The organism is Fibrella forsythiae (assembly GCF_017353175.1).
Lineage (GTDB): Bacteria > Bacteroidota > Bacteroidia > Cytophagales > Spirosomataceae > Fibrella > Fibrella forsythiae.
Map to the genome: position 1 here is coordinate 51,467 of NZ_JAFMYW010000012.1, position 21,687 is coordinate 73,153.

16 protein-coding genes and 1 pseudogene are annotated in these 21,687 nt (G+C 54.4%); 10 read left to right on the top strand and 7 right to left on the bottom strand.

Going from position 1 to position 21,687, the window contains the following annotated elements; all coding sequences use genetic code 11:
- The first annotated feature begins 12 nt into the window (after positions 1–12).
- From J2I46_RS33590 to J2I46_RS28510, 6 genes are all read left to right on the top strand, one after another.
- The gene (locus tag J2I46_RS33590; RefSeq protein ID WP_374758109.1) at positions 13–465 is read left to right on the top strand and encodes a transposase; all 453 of its coding nucleotides are present in this window, start codon (positions 13–15) and stop codon (positions 463–465) included.
- Entirely contained in the window at positions 450–647 is a 198-nt protein-coding gene (locus J2I46_RS33595) for an IS3 family transposase (protein WP_374758110.1), read from the top strand. The genes J2I46_RS33590 and J2I46_RS33595 overlap by 16 nt, the downstream gene beginning before the upstream one ends.
- Before the next feature lie 608 nt (positions 648–1,255).
- The gene (locus tag J2I46_RS28495; RefSeq protein ID WP_207332509.1) at positions 1,256–1,801 is read left to right on the top strand and encodes a hypothetical protein; all 546 of its coding nucleotides are present in this window, start codon (positions 1,256–1,258) and stop codon (positions 1,799–1,801) included.
- A gap of 112 nt (positions 1,802–1,913) precedes the next feature.
- Positions 1,914–5,087: a SusC/RagA family TonB-linked outer membrane protein gene (locus J2I46_RS28500; RefSeq protein ID WP_207332510.1), complete on the top strand. Its 3,174-nt coding sequence runs from the start codon at positions 1,914–1,916 to the stop codon at positions 5,085–5,087.
- A 24-nt stretch (positions 5,088–5,111) separates the two neighbouring features.
- Positions 5,112–6,560 carry a RagB/SusD family nutrient uptake outer membrane protein gene (locus J2I46_RS28505; RefSeq protein ID WP_207332511.1) on the top strand — a complete coding sequence of 483 codons (1,449 nt, stop codon included), beginning with the start codon at positions 5,112–5,114 and terminating at the stop codon, positions 6,558–6,560.
- A gap of 25 nt (positions 6,561–6,585) precedes the next feature.
- On the top strand, positions 6,586–7,887 hold the full coding sequence (locus tag J2I46_RS28510) for an RNA-binding protein (protein WP_207332512.1): 1,302 nt from the start codon (positions 6,586–6,588) through the stop codon (positions 7,885–7,887).
- 224 nt (positions 7,888–8,111) lie between these two features.
- Here J2I46_RS28510 and J2I46_RS28515 read toward each other — a convergent pair whose 3' ends face one another.
- From J2I46_RS28515 to J2I46_RS28530, 4 genes are all read right to left on the bottom strand, one after another.
- Positions 8,112–9,155 carry a hypothetical protein gene (locus J2I46_RS28515; protein ID WP_207332513.1) on the bottom strand — a complete coding sequence of 348 codons (1,044 nt, stop codon included), beginning with the start codon at positions 9,153–9,155 and terminating at the stop codon, positions 8,112–8,114.
- Between the two features lie 7 nt (positions 9,156–9,162).
- Complete coding sequence (locus tag J2I46_RS28520; protein WP_207332514.1) at positions 9,163–10,254, bottom strand: hypothetical protein; 1,092 nt, start codon at positions 10,252–10,254, stop codon at positions 9,163–9,165.
- On the bottom strand, positions 10,236–11,492 hold the full coding sequence (locus J2I46_RS28525; protein ID WP_207332515.1) for an ABC transporter ATP-binding protein: 1,257 nt from the start codon (positions 11,490–11,492) through the stop codon (positions 10,236–10,238). The genes J2I46_RS28520 and J2I46_RS28525 overlap by 19 nt, the downstream gene beginning before the upstream one ends.
- Positions 11,493–11,735: 243 nt before the next feature.
- A complete protein-coding gene (locus J2I46_RS28530) occupies positions 11,736–12,608 on the bottom strand; it encodes an ABC transporter permease (protein WP_207332516.1) in 873 nt (290 codons plus the stop codon).
- 14 nt (positions 12,609–12,622) lie between these two features.
- On the opposite strand from J2I46_RS28530, the gene J2I46_RS32990 reads away from it, so the two are divergent.
- A complete protein-coding gene (locus tag J2I46_RS32990) occupies positions 12,623–13,666 on the top strand; it encodes a UbiA family prenyltransferase (RefSeq protein WP_229380000.1) in 1,044 nt (347 codons plus the stop codon).
- A gap of 448 nt (positions 13,667–14,114) precedes the next feature.
- On the opposite strand, the pseudogene J2I46_RS32995 reads toward J2I46_RS32990, so the two are convergent.
- Positions 14,115–14,621 (bottom strand): annotated as a pseudogene (locus tag J2I46_RS32995) (glycosyltransferase family 2 protein); the annotation flags it as partial.
- Positions 14,618–15,820, bottom strand: coding sequence for a glycosyltransferase family 4 protein (locus J2I46_RS28540; protein ID WP_207332518.1), 1,203 nt, complete (start codon positions 15,818–15,820; stop codon positions 14,618–14,620). The pseudogene J2I46_RS32995 and the gene J2I46_RS28540, both read right to left, overlap by 4 nt.
- Positions 15,821–16,149: 329 nt before the next feature.
- Here J2I46_RS28540 and J2I46_RS28545 point away from each other — a divergent pair, with 329 nt between their 5' ends.
- Positions 16,150–16,638, top strand: a complete 489-nt coding sequence (locus tag J2I46_RS28545; protein ID WP_207332519.1) for a DUF2306 domain-containing protein — start codon at positions 16,150–16,152, stop codon at positions 16,636–16,638.
- A 47-nt stretch (positions 16,639–16,685) separates the two neighbouring features.
- On the opposite strand, the gene J2I46_RS33220 is transcribed toward J2I46_RS28545, so the two are convergent.
- Positions 16,686–16,817, bottom strand: coding sequence for a hypothetical protein (locus tag J2I46_RS33220; protein ID WP_262898065.1), 132 nt, complete (start codon positions 16,815–16,817; stop codon positions 16,686–16,688).
- A gap of 244 nt (positions 16,818–17,061) precedes the next feature.
- On the opposite strand from J2I46_RS33220, the gene J2I46_RS28550 reads away from it, so the two are divergent.
- Positions 17,062–21,192: a hybrid sensor histidine kinase/response regulator transcription factor gene (locus J2I46_RS28550; protein ID WP_207332520.1), complete on the top strand. Its 4,131-nt coding sequence runs from the start codon at positions 17,062–17,064 to the stop codon at positions 21,190–21,192.
- A 217-nt stretch (positions 21,193–21,409) separates the two neighbouring features.
- A complete protein-coding gene (locus tag J2I46_RS28555) occupies positions 21,410–21,634 on the top strand; it encodes a hypothetical protein (RefSeq protein ID WP_207332521.1) in 225 nt (74 codons plus the stop codon).
- Positions 21,635–21,687: the final 53 nt, after the last annotated feature.

The window sequence follows — 21,687 nt, forward strand, 5'->3', positions numbered from 1 at the left end:
TCTTTAGGCTTAGTGGACTGGTGGTGGACTTGCTACATTTGCCTGGAGACGGATTTTAAGCACTTTGGGGGAAGTCCGCAAGTTCCCCTGAAGATTAGACGTCTTTTTGACGAGGCCTTCAAGCGGATGGCTGTCGAGTTGTCCCACCCCAAAGGTTCCGTGCAGGAAGCTGCCCAGGAGCTCGGCATTGACTCCAGTCGGGTCACTAAATGGCGACAAAGCCACAAAAGCCCTGGTCAGTTTGCAACTGCGGCCACCGGGCTAAGCGAGGAGCAGAAACTGATCCGACGAGTACAGAACGAACTGAAAGACGATCAGCTTGAGCGCGATATACCCCGGCAGTCGGCCTCTTCGCCAGGGGAGACCGCAGCGGCGGACCGGGGAAATTTTCCGATTTATTGCGGAACATGCCAATCAGTTTCCTACCGTCCGCCGCTGCGGTTGAGAAAATGTGTAAGGCACTGAAAGTCAGTAGCAGTGGGTACTATTACTGGCGTAAGCATCCGATTGGCATTAGGCAACTAAAACAAGCTCAGTTGCTGGACGACATTCGACCGCTACATGCCCAGAGCGAGTCTCGGTACGGTAGCCCCCGGATCGCTGATGAATTGCGGGAGCGGGGCGTGAAGACATCACCGAGCTGTTGATACGAGCGTGGCCGCGTGGCGTATGGTTCTCAAGAACAGACGGATGGAGGGCGAACGTCTCTTTCTTCGCTCCGGCGCCCCGGTCGGATCGCGGCATCCAGTACGCTTGCACTGCATTTCGGGATCAGTTGAAGGGCTTGCCCGTCGTGCAGAGCATGAGCCGCAAAGGCAACTGCTGGGGCAATGCCCTGGCCGGGAGCTTTTTCAAGACGTTCAAAAGTGAACTGGTAAACCATGCTGATTTTCCGGAGCGTAGCCCGGTTGGCCACCTTTGAGTATATCGGGGGCTGACGGTCCGCCGCTGCGGTATAATCGTCGGCGGAAACATTCAGGCCTGAAGTATCAGCCCCCCAGTCAACAAGAATCCTATTTTCACACCGCCCCGATGGCTGCCTGAGACAAATCTCCAGTATAGTGTTACAAGTCCACTACTATTTATTTAAGTTAAACACATAACTTGCCTGGTACTCGCACCCCTTGTGGGTACTTAACGCCATAGTCAAGCACACCTGATGTCGCCTGGCCGAAGGCAGGTTCTTTATCGTTTCTGTTTAGTTTGGCCATTGGCGTACCAGTTGACATCTCTACTCAGAACCTGTCTACCAGTCATGAAACGTCTACTTAGTATCACCTTCCTGACCCTATTGTTTTGCCATGCGCTGGCAACGGTGTGGGTATCGGTAGGGGTATGGTGGCAAGAGCAGCACGACCTGACTCAAAGTCTCAGGGTTTACTCGTCCGTGGATAGCATTGTCGAGTTTCAGGTTGTGCTAGGCAAAGGGCAGATAGAGGAACTGGCAAAGCGAGCCAGTCAGGAGGAGTTTGCTTATCATGGCAAAGTATACGACGTGGTAAGCGTCGAATTCCGGGGAGATACCCTCTACATTGCCGGGCTGGAAGACAGAGGAGCAGGGTTGTGGCACCAGGACCTGCTTTCGTTTATCAAGCAGACCCTCAGCAGGCATACGCCAAATGATACCCAAAAGAAAGCCGAAATGCTCCTGAAACTGCTGCTGAAAGAATATCACCTTACCAGTCGATTTACGCTTACCCCTCACTTACTCACTTGGCTTGTCGTTGTTCGCATTGCCGACGCGCCTGCCGGGCTATTCACCCGCGCGCTGGCGGTGATAGCGCCCCCGCCACGGGGCTGAAACGCCTGTTTTCTGCCAGTTGCCGGGTTGTTACTGTACTAATCGTTCAGATGAAGCAGTACGTCTCCGCCTACGCAGAAGTTTCTACTAATCCTTTCACTCGATCAATTTCATGAACATAAATCTACCGAAGACCCTCGGTCTTCAGCTTCTTATTGCCCTGTCAATGCTGTTCACGCTTCCCGCTATGGCGCAGACCGGTCTAAAAGGAGCGATACTGGATGACCGAACAGGCGCACCGTTGAGTGGTGTACCGGTGAAGGTCAAATACACAAAAACGGTTGCCGTTACCGACCAAAAAGGGGAGTTCGACTTGCCAATCGATACGCGCAAATCAGTGGTTATCCAGGTTAATACCATTGGTTATGAACCCGTCGGGTTACCGGTTCAATCAGCCGCCTTTCTGACCATCCGGCTCAAGCAGAGCGTGACGGCCTTGCAGGAGGTGGTTATTTCCAGCGGCTACACGTTGCAGCCAAAATCGGAAGCGTCGGGGGCGGTCTCGAGTATTTCGGCGAAGCAGTTGAGTAATCGACCGGCGGTCAGTTTCGATCAGTTGCTGGGCGGGCAGGCCACTGGTATCGACATCATTCAGCCGAGCAACATCCTCAACAACACGCCCGTGATGCGCGTGCGGGGCATCAACACCATCACCTCGGGGCTGTTTCCGCTCGTCGTCGTGGATGGGGTTACGGTATTCGTCGGGTCCATCGGCGGGCTGGTCGGCAACAACCCGCTGTCCGACATCAACCCCAATGATATTCAGTCGATTGATGTGCTGAAAGATGCCTCGGCGGCCGCCATCTACGGTTCGCGGGCCGCCAACGGGGTCATGGTCATTACGACTAAAAAAGGAAGCCGCACCGGCAAGCCGAAGGTCAACTACGACACCTGGGTGAGCCGCAGCACGCCCTACAATTTGCCCAAACTACTGAGTGCTGAAGACTACATGACGATTAAAAACGAGGCACTCACCAACGCGGGCCGAACGGCGGGCTACTTCCCCAGCTACAACCCGGACGGTAGCTTGATCAACACGAACTGGTACGACGTGGCGTTCCGGCCCGGCATCTCGCACAACCATAACCTGAGCATTTCGGGCGGCAACGAAGCCACGACCTACTACTTCTCGGCGGGCTACACCAACCAGAACGCATACATTAAAAACAATACGTTCGAGCGGATGGCGGCCCGGCTGAACATTGACCATCAGGTGGGGAAAACCGTGAAGGTCGGCGCGAACATCACGGTCAGCAACGGTAAAAACGTGGGCACGAATACGGGTGCCATTCCCAGTAATTCGATGGCGTCCTCGTCGTACAACACGGAGTACATTACCAATGAGCCACTGGCCCGGATGACCTACGTGTTACCGCCCAACGTACCTGTGTATCGCCCAGACGGCTCGTACAGCATTCAGAACGGCATTTCGGTTGGCTACGGGGCCAACGTACCGGGTACGGTCGGTACCATCAATGCCTATAATTTGGCGATGGTGCAGGCGCTCGACTTGAATTCTTCGGAGAATAATACGGTCATCGGCAACGTATTCGGGGAGTGGGAACTGCTGCCCAACCTGACCTTCCGCACGAGCTACGGCCTGAATAACCTCGGCGTGACCAACAAGTCGTTCTTCAACCCGGTACACGGCGGTGGGGCCTCCTCGAACGGGATTGCCCGGAACACCGAGACGCGACTGTACCGCACCGATTGGGTCAATACGTTCCTGTATACGAAAACGATCAACGAAAGGCACAACCTGTCGGTGTTGCTGGGTCAGGAGGTCATCAAAACCACGACCGACGGCTGGGGAGCCGCCCAAAGCAACGTTACGGATCCCTCGTACACGAATTTTCAGGGTGGGTATGTAAACATCTCCCCGTATGGTAATGTGTATTCGCAAAATGCGCTGCTGTCGTATTTCGGTAACGTCAATTACGACTACCGCAAACGCTATTTGCTGAGTGTCAACCTGCGCCGGGATGGACTGTCGGCCCTGGCCGATGGGAACAAGTGGGGTAACTTTGGTGGTGGCTCGGTCGGCTGGGCCATTTCGGAAGAGGGTTTCTATAAAAACGCCGGGCTGTCGCGCTGGGTAGACAACCTGAAAATCCGGGCTAGTTACGGCGTTGTCGGCAACAGCGAAATCGGCGATTATCCGGCGGTGGGTACGTACGTCTCGAACACTTACGGGGGCGTACCGACACTGGCGTATGCCCAGGCCGCCAACCCCGATCTGCGCTGGGAAACCAGCCGAAAAGTGGACGTCGGGCTGAATTTGTCGCTACTGGCCAACCGGATCAATGTCGAGTTCGATTACTACCGAAATCAGGTCGATGGGTTGATTTTGAAAGCACCGCAGGCCCTGTCGGCGGGGTTGCCGGGCAACTACATCAACGCCAACGTCGGGAGCCTGTACAACGAGGGAATCGAGCTGGGTGTCAATGCGCTGGTGACGAACTACAAAGATTTCAAGTGGAACAGCAGCTTGAATGTATCGACGCTGAAGAACCGGGTTACGTCGCTGGTCAACGATGTGTTTGTCCCGTCGGTATTCGGGGTGCAGAACATGACCCGTGTGGGCTATTCCGTCGGGTCGATCTTTGCCGTTCCCTGCGTTGGAGTCAACCCGGCTAACGGGCTGATGGTGTTCACGAACGCAGCCGGTCGCGATGTGCAGTACAATCACGTTGGCTCGCCCCGGTGGACCTACGTATCCGACGGCAGCGCGGCCCCGGCCATTGATAATTACCAGGATGGGGTAATGCAGGGGCCTTCATTACCCACGATTTTTGGCGGGTTCAACAACACGTTCCAATATAAAAACTTCGACTTGACGCTGCTGCTGACCTTCGTGGGCGGCAATAAACTTTACAACGGAACCCGCGCCACCAACAGCGATCAGCGGTATTTCAACAACGGGGAGTTTATCAAAGACCGCTGGACCACGCCGGGGCAGATAACGGAGATTCAGAAGCTGTACTACGGGGATAACGTGTCGGCGGGGTTCTCATTTGCGGCCACCTCAAAGGTGGAAGACGGCTCGTACATTAAACTGCGGACGCTCTCACTCGGCTATCACGTACCGGTCAAGAATACGTTTCTGAACGGCCGGGTGTCGTCGGCCTATCTCTACGCGCAGGGCGGTAACCTATTCACCCTCACCCGCTACCGGGGGTCCGACCCGGAGGTGTCTATCAATGGCAACTCCATCAATTCCGGTAAAGATCAGAACGTACCGCCCAACGCGCAGGTCCTGACGCTCGGCTTAAACGTTGGTTTTTAATTGCTCCCAAACCATAAGACAATCATGACAATCCGGTATATAGTTAGTTCATTTCTTTTGCTGGCCACCACGCTGCTTTCCTGTCAGGATTCGGTGCTGGACACGCGCCCCCAGACAGCGATTGCGGAAGCCGATGCCTACAGTACGTCGGGGAAGCTACTGGCGCAGGTCAATAACCTGTACGGCCAGGTACAGGCCCCTACGTTCTACGGCGGGCGCTTCATTATTTTCAATGAGCAACGCGCCGACGAATTCGGGCAGAATGATGGGAATGCGGCCACTGGCTCGGCTATCTGGAACCAGAACGTGGCGTCTACAAGCGAGTACATCAACAACGTCTGGTCGGCGGGGTACACGGCCATCAACGCGGCCAATATCCTGATGGGTAGATTAGCCGGTACGACCCTGGTGCCGGATTCGGTAGCCCGGCAGTATGTTGCCGAAGCGAAATTTGTGCGGGCACTTTCCTACCTCAGCCTGGTGCAGACCTACGCCAAACCGTATAACCTCGACAAAAACGCGCCCGGTCTGCCCCTCCGCCTGACAGCCATCACCACGGCGGGCAACAACGATTTGGCCCGGAGCAGCGTTGGCGACGTGTATGGCCAAATCCTGAACGACCTGAACGAAGCTGAGCGCGATTTGCCGACCAGCTACCCGACCGCCCTGCTGAATGCCTCGCGGGCCAAGAAAAGCACGGCGATTGCGCTGAAAACGAGGGTGTATCTGCATCAGAATGATTTCCGAAACGTCGTCATCGAAGCGGCCAAACTCGTCCCGGACGCGGCTCCTTACCAGTACACGGCCGGTACGTTGACCCACCGGCTGGAATCGAGCATCGCCACGGTATTCGGGGGGAGTTACGTGGGTCCCGAAGCCATCTTTACCATTCCGTTCGCCAACAGCACTACCGAGACGCCACCCACGCAGAGTGCGCTGGCGTTCAACTACGTGACCCAGCCCATTCTATTCCTGACCACGGCGGGTATTTCGGCCCATCCGGCCCTGAATACCACCGCTGATGCCCGCGCCGGCCTGATCGGCACCAATGCCGCGAAGCAGAAAATCCTGCGCAAATTCACCACCACCACCGCCCCCTTCCGCGACTACGTACCCGTGATCCGGTACGCCGAGGTGTTGCTCAACTACGCCGAAGCGGCCGCTCAAACGGGTAACCTCGCGCTGGGTACGTCGCTGCTACGGGCCGTTCGGCAACGGGCTAACCCGTCGTCTGTCTTCACCCCTGCCGAAATCGGTACCAAAGACGCGCTGTTATCGACCATTCTGACGGAACGGCGCATTGAACTCGTGGGCGAAGGCTTCCGACTGGGCGACCTACAACGAACTGGTCAGGCGCTACCGGCCAAAGTGGGATCAATCGGAACGGCCCCGACCGTCTTGCCTACGGCCAGCAACTACATTTGGCCCCTGCCGAGTGGCGAACTCTCGACCAACCGACTGATTGGGCAATAACCACGAGTATAACACCTTCATGTCGATGAAAAAATATGGAATCATCATCGCCGGCATAGCCCTCATTGGGGGCTTGCTGGCGTTCTTCTGGAATCCCACAAGGTACTCGGTTGCGCTCACGGAGATGACCGACGCGCAATATCCCGACAATCCGAATCTGGAATCGCGGCATTCGGGCGCTAAACAGCAGTTGTTCAGCACGGTCACCATTAACGAAGGCCAAAATAATCAGTTCGATTTCGCCCTGCGTTCGCATGAGGCCGATTATTGCACGATCACCCTCCCCAACGTACCCTTGCTAGAATGGATACCAACGGCCTCGGAGCCCATCAAGTCGGACGCGTACCTGACCTACATTGGGGTGATCAATCAGGAGTGGAACCGGCAGCAGATCCAGTTTAAGCCAGGGCAGTTTACGGTTTCGGGTACGTCGGGTGTGCCCATCACGCGGGTCGATCTGGCCCAGAACTGCCTCAACGCCTATTTGTGGGAAGCGCTTGTCTACGTTAAAGACACCGACGGCAAGGAAAAACTGTACTGGCAAGGCTGGTTCGATTTTCCGCACACGCTCTACGCCCGACTCTTTGAAGCGCGGAACAATCTTCCGTTCGACACCTTCCGCGAGGGGATGGAAAACTGGATCGATCCACCCTCGAGACCCATCGCCCTCGGTACCCTACGGCAGGTAACGGCAGAGACCGATGCCGTATTCGAGAGTCAAAACGAGGCGATGTACCCGCTCACGGGCGAACGCGAGCGCAAACGAAAGAACATCATCTGCCCCCGACAGGTCAATTCTATCAACGACCTGCTGACCGACTCGACTACCTTCGCCACCTTCTCGATACCGGGCTATTACAACACCGCCGACCCGCGCAAAACCGAACTGGGTCGACTGGGGAAACTCCAGCGGGTGATTCGTCGGCAGACGATCGGGATGGCGAGACAACCCCTGACCGAGCTGGAACTGGTGTTCGCCAGCCCGACGAAACCGGGTCTGCAAACGCGCCTGGTGGTGGGCGGTTTCAACCCGAGCGACTTACCCGTGCTGCCCCCCGAACGGGTCAATGAGAGCGGCTGGCAAATGTCGATGGGCGTGGGCAATCACTCGTTCTACGAAACGTTCGACTACCAGCAGCAGCACCCCGTCCGCACCAATCCATTCTATTCGTTCCTGCTCGATCAGCACGGCAACTGGCTCGACAGCCATAAAGTGGGTATCGACGGCACCAGCATGCACCTCGACAAAAACGGCAAACTGAATCTGTGGATCCTGTCCTTCGAGCGGCACGCATTCGTAGGCCATTATCAAATCGCCCTTGACTGATTCTGAGTAGATTATCTGTCAGCACTACATAAGTTCAGGCTATGACGGATAGATCAGCATCAGTTTGGGCTACGCCAGTACCAGGCATCAGGCTAGTTGATCTGAATCTCTAACGAAGTAGTTATTCAGATCTCTGGCTAAATTGGGTATTTCGACAGAATCGTACGAATGGCGACCTCTATGCTGTTTTATGCACGATTCTGTCGAAATACCCATATATCAACTTACTGGTGCTGCCGGTATAACGCCAATGCTTCAAGACAGAAGCCCGTGGTCAACTCTTCGGACCCCCAACCCTGTAATAACTTGGGACCACCGTAATAAAATAACCAGCGTGGCCACTCGCCGGTCTTACTCTGCTTGCTTAAAAGGAAAGAAACGGCCGGGGATAGCAGAGGAAGGTCAACGCCAAAATTGAGCAGCGTTGTGATCGTGAACGCCGTGTCTAAAACAGAGCGGCCTACTTGACCATCTGCTTGCACGACGGACAAAAGACGTGTGACAATGGGGCTAATCACAGGAGCCAGCTTCGTCACGCCCCGCTTGTAGGCACGCGACAACAAATAATAGATGTTATAAGGATTGCGGTACCACTTGTCGCAATCTCCTTCCCGCCCTTCTTCAATCATCTGAATTAAGGCGGTGATGAGAGGCTGTGTCTGCACGGTATCGCCCAGATAGTACAGTACGTTAATGTTAATCCCCAAATCGATATCGGCGCGGGTACATTCATTGGCACGCCAGAACAAAAAGCTAGTGATCGGCTGCCGCAGCTCCTTAATGGCCACTTGCCAGTAAGCTTGGTTGGCAGGCCAGCGAGCGCGAAGAACAAACCAGGTGTAGAACAGATCCTGCTCATTCCGGTTGGCCAGCAGAAGGGGCGTGCTACTGATCACAAGATCACCTGAGCCTCTATCCGTCAGCAAGGCGGAAGCATAGGCCAAACTATCTGCATCGTAAGGGACTATATGCTGCCAGGGATGCCGTTCAGAAAATACAGGCCACACACCACCATGATGCATTTGGCTGGTAACGTAGTCTGTAGCGCGGGTCACGATACCATCCACTAGTGGCTGATCAGTTAGAGGTAATAAGCAGGACGCTACTACCATGGTAGCAAAGACAGTGCTATCTGTGATGCACCACCCCTGCATTGGCTCGTCAGCGGCGATGTAGCAGCAAAATTCGCCGCTTGGATATTGGTGTTCCTCCAAGTATGCAATTCCGCTCGCGATAGACTCATCTAGTTGGCTTAATTTACTCGTCATTGTCGTATTAGGTGTTAGCCATTTCTTGCTGTTCCCACCGCTGATAGGCCATAATTGCTTCTAAACAAAAACCCGTCGTTAGTTCTTCAGACCCCCAGCCTAGAGGGCTGCCAAGGCTCGCGTAAAAGTGAAGTGCACGAGGCCATTCTCCGTAATACTGCTGGCCAGCTAACAGGACATTAGCCGCTTGCCGGATTATTTCCGGCTTCCCCCCCCAGGCGCTCAGGGCGCTCAGCGCCTGAGCCGTCTCCAACAGACTTTCTCCGAAACCACCGTTAGGTTGACGGAAGGTCATCAGGCGTTCGAGTACTAGGGAGCGAACCCCTTCAAACGGTGTGGGATTGGCGCGGTAGCAGCGTCCCAGTGCGTAATAAAATGTGATAGGCGTTCGGTAGCGGGGATCTCGATCGGTTTCCTTCCGGTTTCTGACAAGCGCAACTAAGTAATCCAGAATATGCAGAGAAGATCCGTCAACGGACAGGTAATGCAGCACATTGGCATTGGCGACTCCGCCCCGGTCGTTTCGGCTGTAACCGTGCTGCTGCCAGAAGCGCCAGCTGGCCAGCGGTGCTTTTAGGGCGCGCAGTCCAGTTCGCCAGTAAGTCCGCTGCCGCATTAGGCGAGGCCGTAGCACAAACCAATTGCCTATCCCCGCGCCGCCCCGTTGATTAGCTAGTAATAGGGCTCTGACACTGTTGCGTGGATAGATGACGCCCCAAGCATCCAGAAAGGCCGCCACGCAGGCAGTACTGTCGGCGTCAGGTGGATTAAGCTGAAACAGCGGGTTGCGCAGGGCAAAAAAATTAACTACCCCGCCGCGCATCATCTGATAGTCGAAAAAGGGGATTGTACGCGTCAGAATGGCGACGGCTTTAGGATGATCAGCTAAGGCCAGCAGCGCACTGGCGATGGCCGCCGTGGGCAACACCGTATGATCGGGTACGCATGGACCCTGCATTAGTTTATCAGCGGCGATGTAGCAACAAAATTCGCCGTTAGGATACTGGTGATTCTGCAGGTACGTTAGGCCCCGCTCAAGGGCCTTGCCGATTTGTTCGGGGGCAGGTCCCTCAGGTTCGGTTAACGGGCGAACGTCCATTCTACATCGAGCGTAATAAGTTGCTGCACTGTGGCTTGCATATTTTTCATAGTACTGACTTGATCTTCTTCTACCAGCAGTCGCTCCGGCGCATCTTCCCAGCCCAGATGAGCCAGTACTTGCATTGACCCGATCTCGAAAACAGCGGCTTTTAACTGGTAGCCACCCGCCATAAGCGGCAAACGTGGTAAACGGCAAACCAGCTCATTCCGACCTGCTTTCAAGGTGAGAGGAACTTCATTGATGGCACTCGTAATGCAGGTTGCCCCATCATTTGTCCAGATGAAAAAGGACCATCCCACGTTATCAACCGAGGTCAGCGATTCGCAGGTCAGCGTTACGCACACGTCGCCGCCTGATTTGGCGGCGGTGCCCTGCGCCGTTTTTACTGTTAGGCTACCAATAACCACAGGCCGGTCGGGGCCTAGACGTGTTGAGGACCGTTCGACTAGGCTGGTTACCGACTCGTGCTGTCGGGTGAAATAACGGTCCAGCGTTTCGGTAGCCGTTCCGGCAAAAAGCACGCGGCCTTTTTCCAGCAACAGGCCCCGCCCACAAACAGCCTGAATGTGGTACGGGACGTGTGATACCAAAATGATCGACCCACCCTCGGCCAGGTATTGTTGCATATGCCGGATACATTTACGCTGAAAGTCCAGGTCACCTACTGCCATCACTTCGTCGACCAGCAATAAATCCGGGTTCAGGTGAGCAGCCACCGCATAGGCTAGCCGGGCGGTCATGCCCGAACTGTAAAATTGTACAGGCATATGAATGGCCTCTCCCAGCCCGGTGAAGTCAATAATCTGGTCGACCAACGGGGCAACCTGCCGACGGGACATACCCAGTAGTGCCGCTCGCACAAAAATGTTTTCGCGCCCCGACAGCACGGGGTCGAGCCCAACGCCCAGTTCGATCAGAGCCCCCACCCGCCCTTGAATACGGACTTGCCCCACGTCGGGTTTGATCAACCCATTCAGGACTTTGAGCAGGGTACTTTTACCAGCGCCGTTATCGCCGATAATGGCTAGAGACTCGCCTCGGTTCAGCGAGAAAGAAACATCCTGCAATCCCCAGAATTCGGTTTTTCGCAGGTCATTGCCGGTCTGTGAATGACGCAACCCCGACGGATTCAGGTCACGGGCGATGTCTTTGACGCCGTACCAAAGCGACCGCCGAAATGACGTGCTGAATTTTTTGGCGAGCTGATCAACCGAAAGAATAGGTGCTGTCTGCATGCAGAATAGGCGACATAACGTGTCGAAGCTGTTTTAAGATAGGGCCAACGACCTTTGACGGTCGTTGGCAAAAAGTCAGAGTCGGCATTGCCGATAAAGATTTAGAGCGCTTAGATCTGTTAGTAACGTTTGTGGCCGGATAGGCGAAGAGTAGATTCGTGTTTATACACTACTCATTTCCGGCTATAGACCAAGGCGCCCACGAAATGCAGACAGCTTCATTGCTAAGCGAAACAACTGCGCTTATAAACGAACGATCAGGTGGGGCCGGGCCAGTCGATAAAGTAGCCAGCTTAGCAGCAGCAGCAGACAGGCCCCAGCGGTAACCACGATGAAACCCGGCGTTGGAACTAACGTACCCGTTAGCAGCCAGTTTCGGGTGGTGGTGAGCAGGGGCGTGACGGGATTCCAGGCAATCAGCCAAGCGACTGAGGCGGGCGGTTCGTAGACTACGGGAGTGATCAGAAACCAAAGGTTAAGCACTACCGGTAGCGCACTGGCAATATCGGCGTAGAGCAGTCCGGCGGGGGCCAGCAGATAGCCCAGGCCCAGGCCAAACACAATCAGCAAGCCTATGCCCAAGGGCACCAGCATCAGGGTGAGGTGTAAGGGTATCTGAAAAAAGGCCAGCACCATCCCCAGCAGCAGCAATCGAATTAAGGTATTGAACACCACCGTGCCTAACCCTGCTACCACAAAGGCCTCGTGCGGCACACGCACCTTGGCAATGGTGGGGCGGGCCTGTTGCAACTGTTGCAGTGGGCAGCTCAACGCCTCGACAAAACTCTGCCAGAAGAACAGGCCGGTCAAGACATAAACAGGGTAAGGAATGGCCGGGTTTACGCCACCGAAGATTCGCGTTTTCCCTAAATAAATCCAGACCAGTCCCGTCACCACCGGAGGCAGTAACATCCAGACATAACCCAGCAAATTCTGCCGCATCTGCACTGTTAGCTGGCGAATAAACAGTTGCCTTCCTACGTGATAAACCACACGCCCATCGTCGCGGATGTCACGCAAAAACCGGCCGGGGGTTTGCAGAGGCGAGTTCGCCGAATAAATAATTTCAGGGCCGGTGGTTGGTTGTTCGTTATTTCGTTGCTTTCGCCTTATCATTCGTTTTGTCCTTTATGTCTTCCCTGCCTGTTTCGCCGACGCTGCGCCGGTTTGTTCGCCAGTTGAAAACGTTTGTTCGCGCCAGCGAGTGGTGGGGCCACAAATTTTCGCCGCTGTTGGCCACGGCCTACGCTACAGCCAGCCTGAGCGCCATTCCTCTCTGGCCATTACTGCCTGTCTTCCTGCTCCAGTTGCTGGGGTTAACCGTGGGGGCCGTTTATGTTAGCCTGCTCAACGACTGGACCGACCGGGCGGTTGATCTAGCTGCGGGTAAACCCAACCGGCTGGCAGGCCGTTCACCGCAGTTTGCGGCTCTGATCCTGGGGCTTTGCCTGCTAACGGGCCTGCTGCTTAGCGCCTACTTCTGGATATTATCCCCCCCCGTTGGCCTATGGTATGGGCTCGCCTGGATTGTTTACTCGCTCTATTCACTGCCCCCAGCCCGGTTAAAAGAGAAAGCGTTCTGGGGCATATTGGCAGACGCCACCGGCGCGCACCTGTGTCCCCAACTTTTCACCGTTGGGCTGGTAGGCTACTGGTCTGGCTATACGCCATCGCTACCGTTCTGGTGGGCTGTTGGTGGCTGGTCGCTGACCTGCGGTATTCGCAACATTCTCTGGCATCAACTGAGCGATGAGGGCGCTGACCGGCAGGCGGGAATCCGTACGTTTGTTACCCACGTCGGGGCTTATCCCGCCCGCCGACTGGGGCTGTGGGTATTTTTTCCGGTTGAAGTAGCTTGTCTGGGTGTCATGTTTGCTTTATTGAATCTGCCACTTCTGTGGCTATCGCTGGGCGTCTATGTACTGCTGGAAGGATTACGCTGGCGTTGCTGGGCGCAACGTCCACAGGTACTGACTCCTCATCAGCGCATCCTGCTGAATGAGTATTACATTACTTTTTATCCTCTGGCTCTGCTGCTGACTCAACTGAGCCAGTATGCGCTGGATGGAATTGTATTACTGGTTCATCTTCTGCTGTTTGGCGGTCATTTTGCGGCTTTGTTTCGGAATGTAAGGGAGCTAAAAGGTCACTTTTTTCGACCACGGGCCTCCTGACCAGGCTAAACCGTTGCCAACGCTTTTGCATGTGCTCGTGGCTCCAGGTCAGCACAATCTGACTGACGGCCGTAGGCGATAAGCCGAAAGCGGTGGCCAAGTGGCGGCAGACAGTGGCCGAAGAAGCAACCGCCTGCCGCCAGCTAAAATACGCAAAGTGGAAATGGTGAATGGCCATGCGCCGCCGAAAAATGCGCCGCTCACGGGCCGTAAGCAAGTGTCTGAATCGCTGCATCAGTACCCGTTCGTCGTGAAATCCCACGTCTGGAATCACAAGCGTACTGTCCCGACAATCCCAGATGTTGTCGCTACCGATGTGTTTGGTCCAGTAGTGATGCGGTGAGAAAGCGGAATAACAATCCTGGGTCATCACCATATCCAGCATCATACACCAGTCATCGGCAATGCGCATCTGTGGGTTCCAGCCATTGGGGAACGACTGGCGGCGTATAATCAGGGAGGAGGAAGGCGACGGGCAGGTTTCCACAAACAGCCGCCGGTTTTGCTTTGGGTTGAGTAACCACCAATTGGCATCCAGTTGGGTGCAGTAGCGTTTGCGGTGCTGGGCGAAGTAAGAGGTATAGCCATCTTCGCTTTTGCTGGTCACCCAGTTCATAAACACAAAATCCAACTGATGCTTACGAAGCATGGCCACACCGTCGAACAAAAAAGCAGGATGCCATTCATCGTCGGAATCAAGGGAGGTAATGAATTCACCCCGGCAAAACTCAAGGCCCCGGTTGCGGGCTGCGGCCTGCCCCTGATTAGGCTGAGTATAAAATTCGAGGCAGTTGTAGCTGGATAGCCGTGCCCGCGTATCGTCAGTTGAGCCATCGTCAATAATGATAAGCTGCCAGTTGGTGTAGCGCTGCGCCTGTACGCTACGAATGGCTTTCTCAATCAGGTGGCTACGATTATAGGTAGGGATAATAATTGACACTAACGGTTCAGTCATACAATCACAGTGTTGTCGGTTACGGCGCAATGGGCCAGTTCAATCAGTTGAGTACTAAAGAGGACAGCGGCATCGGCAGGCACTGTGGCTCGTACGTGCCGGGCGGCCGCCTGTCCGATGAGCCCCCACTCGGCTCGCCGATTCCAGGCGCGCTCCAGTGCCTGGTCAATGGCGTCGGCTGTGGCGCCAGCCGCTAGAAAACCGGTCACGTTATCTACCAGCAACTCGGCAACTCCCCCAGCGTCGGTGGCAATCGCCGGACGCCCGCACAGCATGGCCTCAATCAGCGCCAGAGGCAGTCCTTCACTACGGGAAGGCAGAATTAAGGCTTGGTGAGTTTTCCAGATAGTCAAGGGATCGGCTGCGTAGCCACCTAGTTCCACCCGGCCATTGAGGCGCAATAATTGTATTAACTCCAGGATTCCCTGCTGGTGTGGTCCCTTCCCGTAAAGCGTAAGCTGAATAGGGCGACTCCGCCACTTAGGGCGAGCCAGCACGGTCAACAACAAGTCCTGCCCTTTGTCAAACAAATCAAGCCGGGCTACGCAGGCAAGCCGGATGGGATGCAAAGAAGCAGACAATGGTAATTCGGGGGAATTAAACGCGCTCAGTAAAAGGCTGTTAACTGGATTCCAGACCACTATCGCCTGCGGAAGCTCCCGGCCAATTTGCTGCTGAGTTAATTCCAGATTATGGCGGGAAACGAAAAAGCATATTTGCGCCGCTGCATAGACGGCCTGAATACGGGGCCTCTCCCAGTCGTAAGGAAACAAGAAATGAACTGCTTTCTGAGCTACCAGCGCGTAGACGTACCCACTCCGACGGCACACATCGGCAAAACCTACACCATCGAAATTATTGCCCTGAGCTACCAGCGTCAAGTCAGGCCGAAAAGATTTGAGCACCTGCATCAGAAGTTGTTGCCCACGTTGCTGGGCGTGAGCTTGCCACCGAACGGGCAGCAGACGGTTGCGTAAACGCATCAGCAACGGCGGAAGCTGGTGCAGGTCGGTCAACGTGCACCCTGCCGCTACCAAGGCTTTAATGCGTGGATGACGGTGATCAACGTTGGTTTTGGCCACATGGACCTGATGATTCGCCTGCCGGAGTTGAATAGCCGCCTGCGCCCACAACTCCTCACTGCCGCCCCAAGGCTCAGGGCACGAACTGACAATGAGGAAGTTTAACTGAATGCTCATAAGTCTGATTGTGCAACCAAGTAGTGCTTAGTCGCTGGCTAATGGACTAAGGGTGATTATTGGGTTGCCACTAAAACTCTTAAGAAGTATGATCAAGAAGCTTGCCGATAGTGTTGGTATACCAGTGGAAAAAGTAGTTAAACTAGTCCTAAAACGCATAAAACTATACAGTGCTTTGCGTGTCAGTACGTTAGCGAAGCGATTATTTATTGGTAGGTATGCATGCATCCAACATAGGTCCTCCTCCGATATGTTAGTCCAAAAGAAGATGCCTGGTCCACTGGCCCGCTTTAGGTTTGGGACCTGAACACATTCAATCACCCACGCCTATGTTTCATTCCACCACCGGACTGGTTCACCTGCTGGCAGCCTTGGTGGCCCTGGTCAGCGGCAGCACTGTGCTGCTAAGACCCAAAAGGGGCCGTTTCCACAAGCGGGCCGGGTACGTCCACCTAACCAGTATGCTGCTGAATCTGACCGCTCTGCTGATCTATCACCTGTTTGGCCGCTTTGGTCCCTTTCACTGGCTAGCGGTCCTGGGTTTGCTCTGCCTAACGGGCGGTATGGTCCCGGCCCTGCTCCGGAGCCGGATCAACAGCTGGATCTACTGGCACTACTACTTCATGAGTTGGTCAGTGGTGGGTCTGTTCGCAGCCTTCTGGTCGGAAACCCTTACCCGAGACCTGCCAGTGGGTCAATTTTGGCCCCTGGTGCTGCTGGCAACGCTGGTAACAGCGATGGCGGGCTCGTTTCTGATTCGGCGTTACGCCCCCCGCCTGTTGGCCACTGGCCCGACTACCCGCCGCAGCCTGCCTTAACTGGCCTGAAAAACGACGGCCTGTTTGAGCGTACGCTCATTACCCACCTATCGGTCATTGTAGGCCCGTTCGCCCATCTCGATGGTGAGCTGCTTGTCTATAAGCTGCTTGGTATTCGGTTCCTTCTCAGACTGAGCCTCAATGCCTGCCTCTTTAAACAAGCTGATGATGGTGGGCATACCGGCCTCCGACTGCTAGAAGCGGTGTGGTACGTAACCCTGCTCGTTCTCAAAGAGAACGGCAAAAGAAGGAGTCTTCGTGTATTTGCTTTCTCCTTCGTCAACGGTGGTCTGGACTCTGGTTTACCTGCTGCTGGGAAGCAGCCTGCTTCCAACGCTTCCGCGCCAGGTAAGACCTACTTAATCTAGAGAATAAACTAGATTGGCACGATTTTACGTAGGTTTTCGGATAAAAATAAGTTGAATGCGTCTTTTTTGCCTGTTCGTCTGTCTCTGGCCATCGTCAATTTTCGCCCAGTTTAAAGGCTGGCAGGAACTCACTATATCTGACGGCTTATCGCAAGGCATGATTTATGATCTGAAACAGGATCATAAGGGCTTTATATGGGCAGCTACCAAAGATGGCTTAAATCGGTACGACGGCTATAATTTCACGGTTTTCACGCATACTGCTTACAATGAGTACAGTTTGTCGGCCAATACCTGTTCGACCTTATTGGTGGATCACAACGGTCGATTATGGGTGGGTACGCTGACCCGGGGGCTAAACTTGTATGATGACCGAACGCAGCGGTTCTATCACATCGATATGAGTGATCCGGCTTCGCCCGCCTCTGGCAATAATGAGATCGTCTCACTAAACGAAGACCCTGAAGGAAATATCTGGGCAGGGACCAGCCAGAATAAACTCGTTAAAATCACGCTATCTGACTCGCTAAAAACCGGCTTCCCCACTCAGGCTAATGCAACCGGACAGGTCCAGTTCAGCCGGTTTTTATTTCCGCTGTTTGGTTCCGACGCCCGCAACGCTCCCTCGCATATTGTTTTTCTGGCCGATGGCCAAGCGATGGTTAGTGCGGCCAAAGGACTGTTTGCGCTTAATTGGAAACAGCCCAGCGGGATTAGCCAGATCGCTGCATTTAGCGGCATGGCTTCCCTGGTTCATCCCTCCCCCAAGACTACCCGGTCTGATTACTGGTTTGGCTTCAGTTCCGATACGCTCGTTGGCTGGCAGGGGGCTAAACGCAGGGTGATTGCCTTGCCGCCCATCAAAAACTACAATGTGTATCTGGCCGCACTGGATGACCAGACAATTGCCGTGGCTACCCCCGACTACTTGTGGCTCATGTCGCCTGCCCAACTTTACGCACAGGGTAGCCTATCGGCTCGCAATGCATTTGCTGTGATGCCCCCGAATGTGTTTGCCGTCTCTAAACTGCTGATCGACAAAACTGGTAATATCTGGGTGGGCACGGGAGGCTATGGCCTGCGCCGGTTCAGTCCACGTATCAAGCAGTTCAGGACGTACCTGCCCAGTAGTTCACTCTCTTACTTGTTTGAGGATAGACAAGGCCAGACGTATGTTCGGGATCAGTTCGACTATGGGCAATTAGACCGCTCCGGCAACCGGCGGTTTAAGATACCGTTTCGAGGTAATGACAAGATCGGTCGGCATGACAAGGCACTTTATTTCATGCAGGATCGCCAGGGGTTTTTCTGGGCTTCCATGAATAGCGCTCAGCCCAATGTGGCTTCGCATCAGTTGGTTAAGTTTTCGGAGAGCTGGCAGCGTCTGAAAACTTACCCGCTTCCGGCCGGTACTGCTTTTGGCCTGTATGGCAATCAAACCCGGGAAGACAGAACCGGACACCTGTGGATCGGAGCCATGAACGGCAAACTTCTCCGGTTTGATCCTGCTACCGAGACATTTACGCAGTTTTCCTACCAGCATTTGCTGCCAAGGCAGGCTGCCGAAGTAGAAACCTACTCCCTGTATTTCGACGGGACCGGTACGGGCTGGATTGGTACGCAGAGCGGTCTTATCCGGGTCGATCACCCGCAGACAACGCCTGCTTTTTCACTCTACAGAAATGATGTGGCTCAATCAGGAAGCCTGAGCAACGATTTTGTGTCGAGTACCATCGATGATCCAGATCAGCCCCAAAACTATTTGTGGGTCAGCACCAAAGGAGGAGGGCTGGAGCGGCTCAACAAGCAGACGGGCCAGTTCCGGCACTTCACCGAAGCCCAGGGCCTACCCAACAAAGTCGTTTATGGCATTCTGACGGATGAGTTTAAGCGTCTCTGGATGAGTACTAATCGGGGCCTGGCGCAGTTTAATCCCCGAACTTTCACGTTTCGTAAGTATACAAAAGCCGACGGGCTTCAGGACGACGAATTCAATACGGGTTCATTTCTTACAACCGCATCGGGCGAACTGCTCTTCGGGGGCGTAAACGGGTTGACCTCCTTTAGACCCAAAGACGTCGTAACGCTTACGTCGGGCTCCGCACCGCTGGTTCATGTAATCGGGCTTAAAATCAACAATGAAGCCCTTGCCGTGGGGGATGCCGAGGGTATGTTACCCCAAAGCATCGAGCAGACGACTCGACTCGATCTGTCGCACACCCAAAACCTGGTGACGCTCGAGTTTGCCCTCATGGATTATGCTAACTCAACCAAAAACCAGTTCCGCTTCCGGCTGAGTGGAATCGATCAGGATTGGGTAGAAGCGGGCACTAACCGATTCGCCAACTACGCGCAGCTACCCAGTGGTACGTATACCTTTGAGGTTGAAGGGTCGGCCAATGGTGACGTCTGGAGCAGATCCGTCCCATTAATTATACGGATTCATCCGCCTTTTTACCGAACCTGGTGGGCGTACGTGCTTTATGGCTGTATCCTGGTGTTACTTGGCTGGCAAGCCTATAAATTCCAGAAACAACGGTGGTTACTTCAGCAGCAGGTACGCTTTGAGCAGAAAGAGGCCAGCCGACTGGCGGAGCTTGACACCTTGAAAACGCAGTTTTTTACCAACATTTCCCATGAATTCCGCACTCCGCTGACCTTGATTTTAGGCCCCCTTACGGATTTGAAACGACGATTCCTGACCGAAAAAGTGGTTATGTTGACCGAGCCGGTCGTGACGCTGATGGAGCAAAATAGTAATCGGCTTTTAAGTCTGATCAATCAGCTGCTGGATCTGAGCAAACTGGAGGCCAACCAACTCAAAGCCGAACCGCAACCGGGCGATATGGCGGTTTTCTTCCGTACGTTGGCCAGTTCGTTTAGTTCGCTGGCTCAAACTCGTCAGATAGAATTTTCCTTTACGCAGCCGCCTACCCATTTCTGGGCCAGTTTCGACCGGGACAAGATTGAAAAAATAGTTACGAATCTGCTTTCGAACGCCTTCAAGTTTACGCCCGCCGGCCAACAGGTGCACCTACGTATCGATTACCCTTTCCCGGGCGAAAACCAGGAGGTCGTTATTACGGTAGCCGATACCGGCATTGGCATTGCCCCGGCTAATCTGGCCAGCGTATTTGAGCGTTTCTATCAGGTCGACAGTAAAGCCAGCCGAATGTACGAAGGCACGGGTATCGGGCTGTCGTTGGTCAATGAACTGGTGAAGGTATTAGGCGGTAAGATTACTGTTGCCAGTACAGAAGGCGTTGGTACTACGTTTACCGTTTGTCTGCCAGTGGTTAGCCTCCATGAGCAGATGCCTGGCGAGACATACATTGAGAGCGACGAGCCAGTTCTGTCCTTACAACGTACCCAGACAGCACTGAGTGGTACGTCCTTGCCAGCTCCGGCCACGGAGAATGTGCTACTGATCATCGATGACAACGCCGATATCCGGGCGTACGTACGCAGCGTTTTTCAGGCGGACTATCACATTATCGAAGCCCGCGACGGGCAGGATGGGCTGGAACAGGCAACCGCCTCCCTGCCTACTATCATTATCTGCGATCTGATGATGCCCCGGCTCGATGGTCTGGGCTTCTGTCGGCTGCTCAAAAATCAGGAAACTACCAGTCACATCCCCGTCATCATGCTGACAGCCAAAGCAACCGTAGAAGACCGGATCGAGGGGCTCGAGGTAGGTGCTGATGATTACCTGACCAAGCCCTTCAACCAGGCCGAGCTGGAAGTCCGCGTGCGCAATCTGATGCAGAAACAGGCCCGGTTGCAGCAATACTATACCGGTAAGCTGGATGTAGTAAACAACGTACCCAACGTACCCATGCACTCGGCGAAAGAAGAAGCCTTTTTACGCAAAGCACGGGCGTTGGTGATGAGCCAGCTAGCTGATAGCGGCTTTGGTGTGGAGCCCTTCAGCCAGCAGATGAACATGAGCCAGAGTCAGCTGGTGCGCAAACTAAAAGCACTGACGGGGCAGACGGCCGTGGAATACATTCGTACCATCCGACTCGACGTGGCCGCCGAGCGGTTGCGGCAAGGAGAGAGCGTTTCGGAGGTAGCCTATCAGGTGGGTTTCGAGAGTCTGTCTTATTTCAGCCGGGTTTTCCAGGATAAATTCGGCGTCACAGCCTCAGCCTATGATTCCCACGTCCAGCCGGACAGACGCTAATCAATAAGTCACTAATCTGTATAATCAATAGCCTATACGGGCTCAACTCGAGCCTGTGTAGGCTATTGACGTACCTGGGAGCAGGTAAATGGCGAAAACGAGCAACAGAATGCCGAAAATGAGCTAACGCGTGCCGACTGAAATCGGGCAATTTTACCCCCATCAACCGGAGCGGATGCTCACTTCAGTTCGTCTGCTTCCGGGTTGCTGCTCCGTTATGAAAAACGACGTTTATCTGCTCTCTTTTTTGGCATCAATCGGCTTCACGCCATACTACACAGGCGTGTTCGGGAATACACCTGTTCGGTTACCCGCCACGATGATGCATCGGCTCATAGGGCAACTCTTCTGGCCGAACTACTTGCGCTTATCCTGCTTGACCCACCTGATAGCCTGCGGATCAAACCAGGTTGCAGCACCTGACGGGTTCACCAACCGCTGACCGCTTTCCGCTTCACACACATCTACTTTCTACCTGTTTCGCCAGATACAATC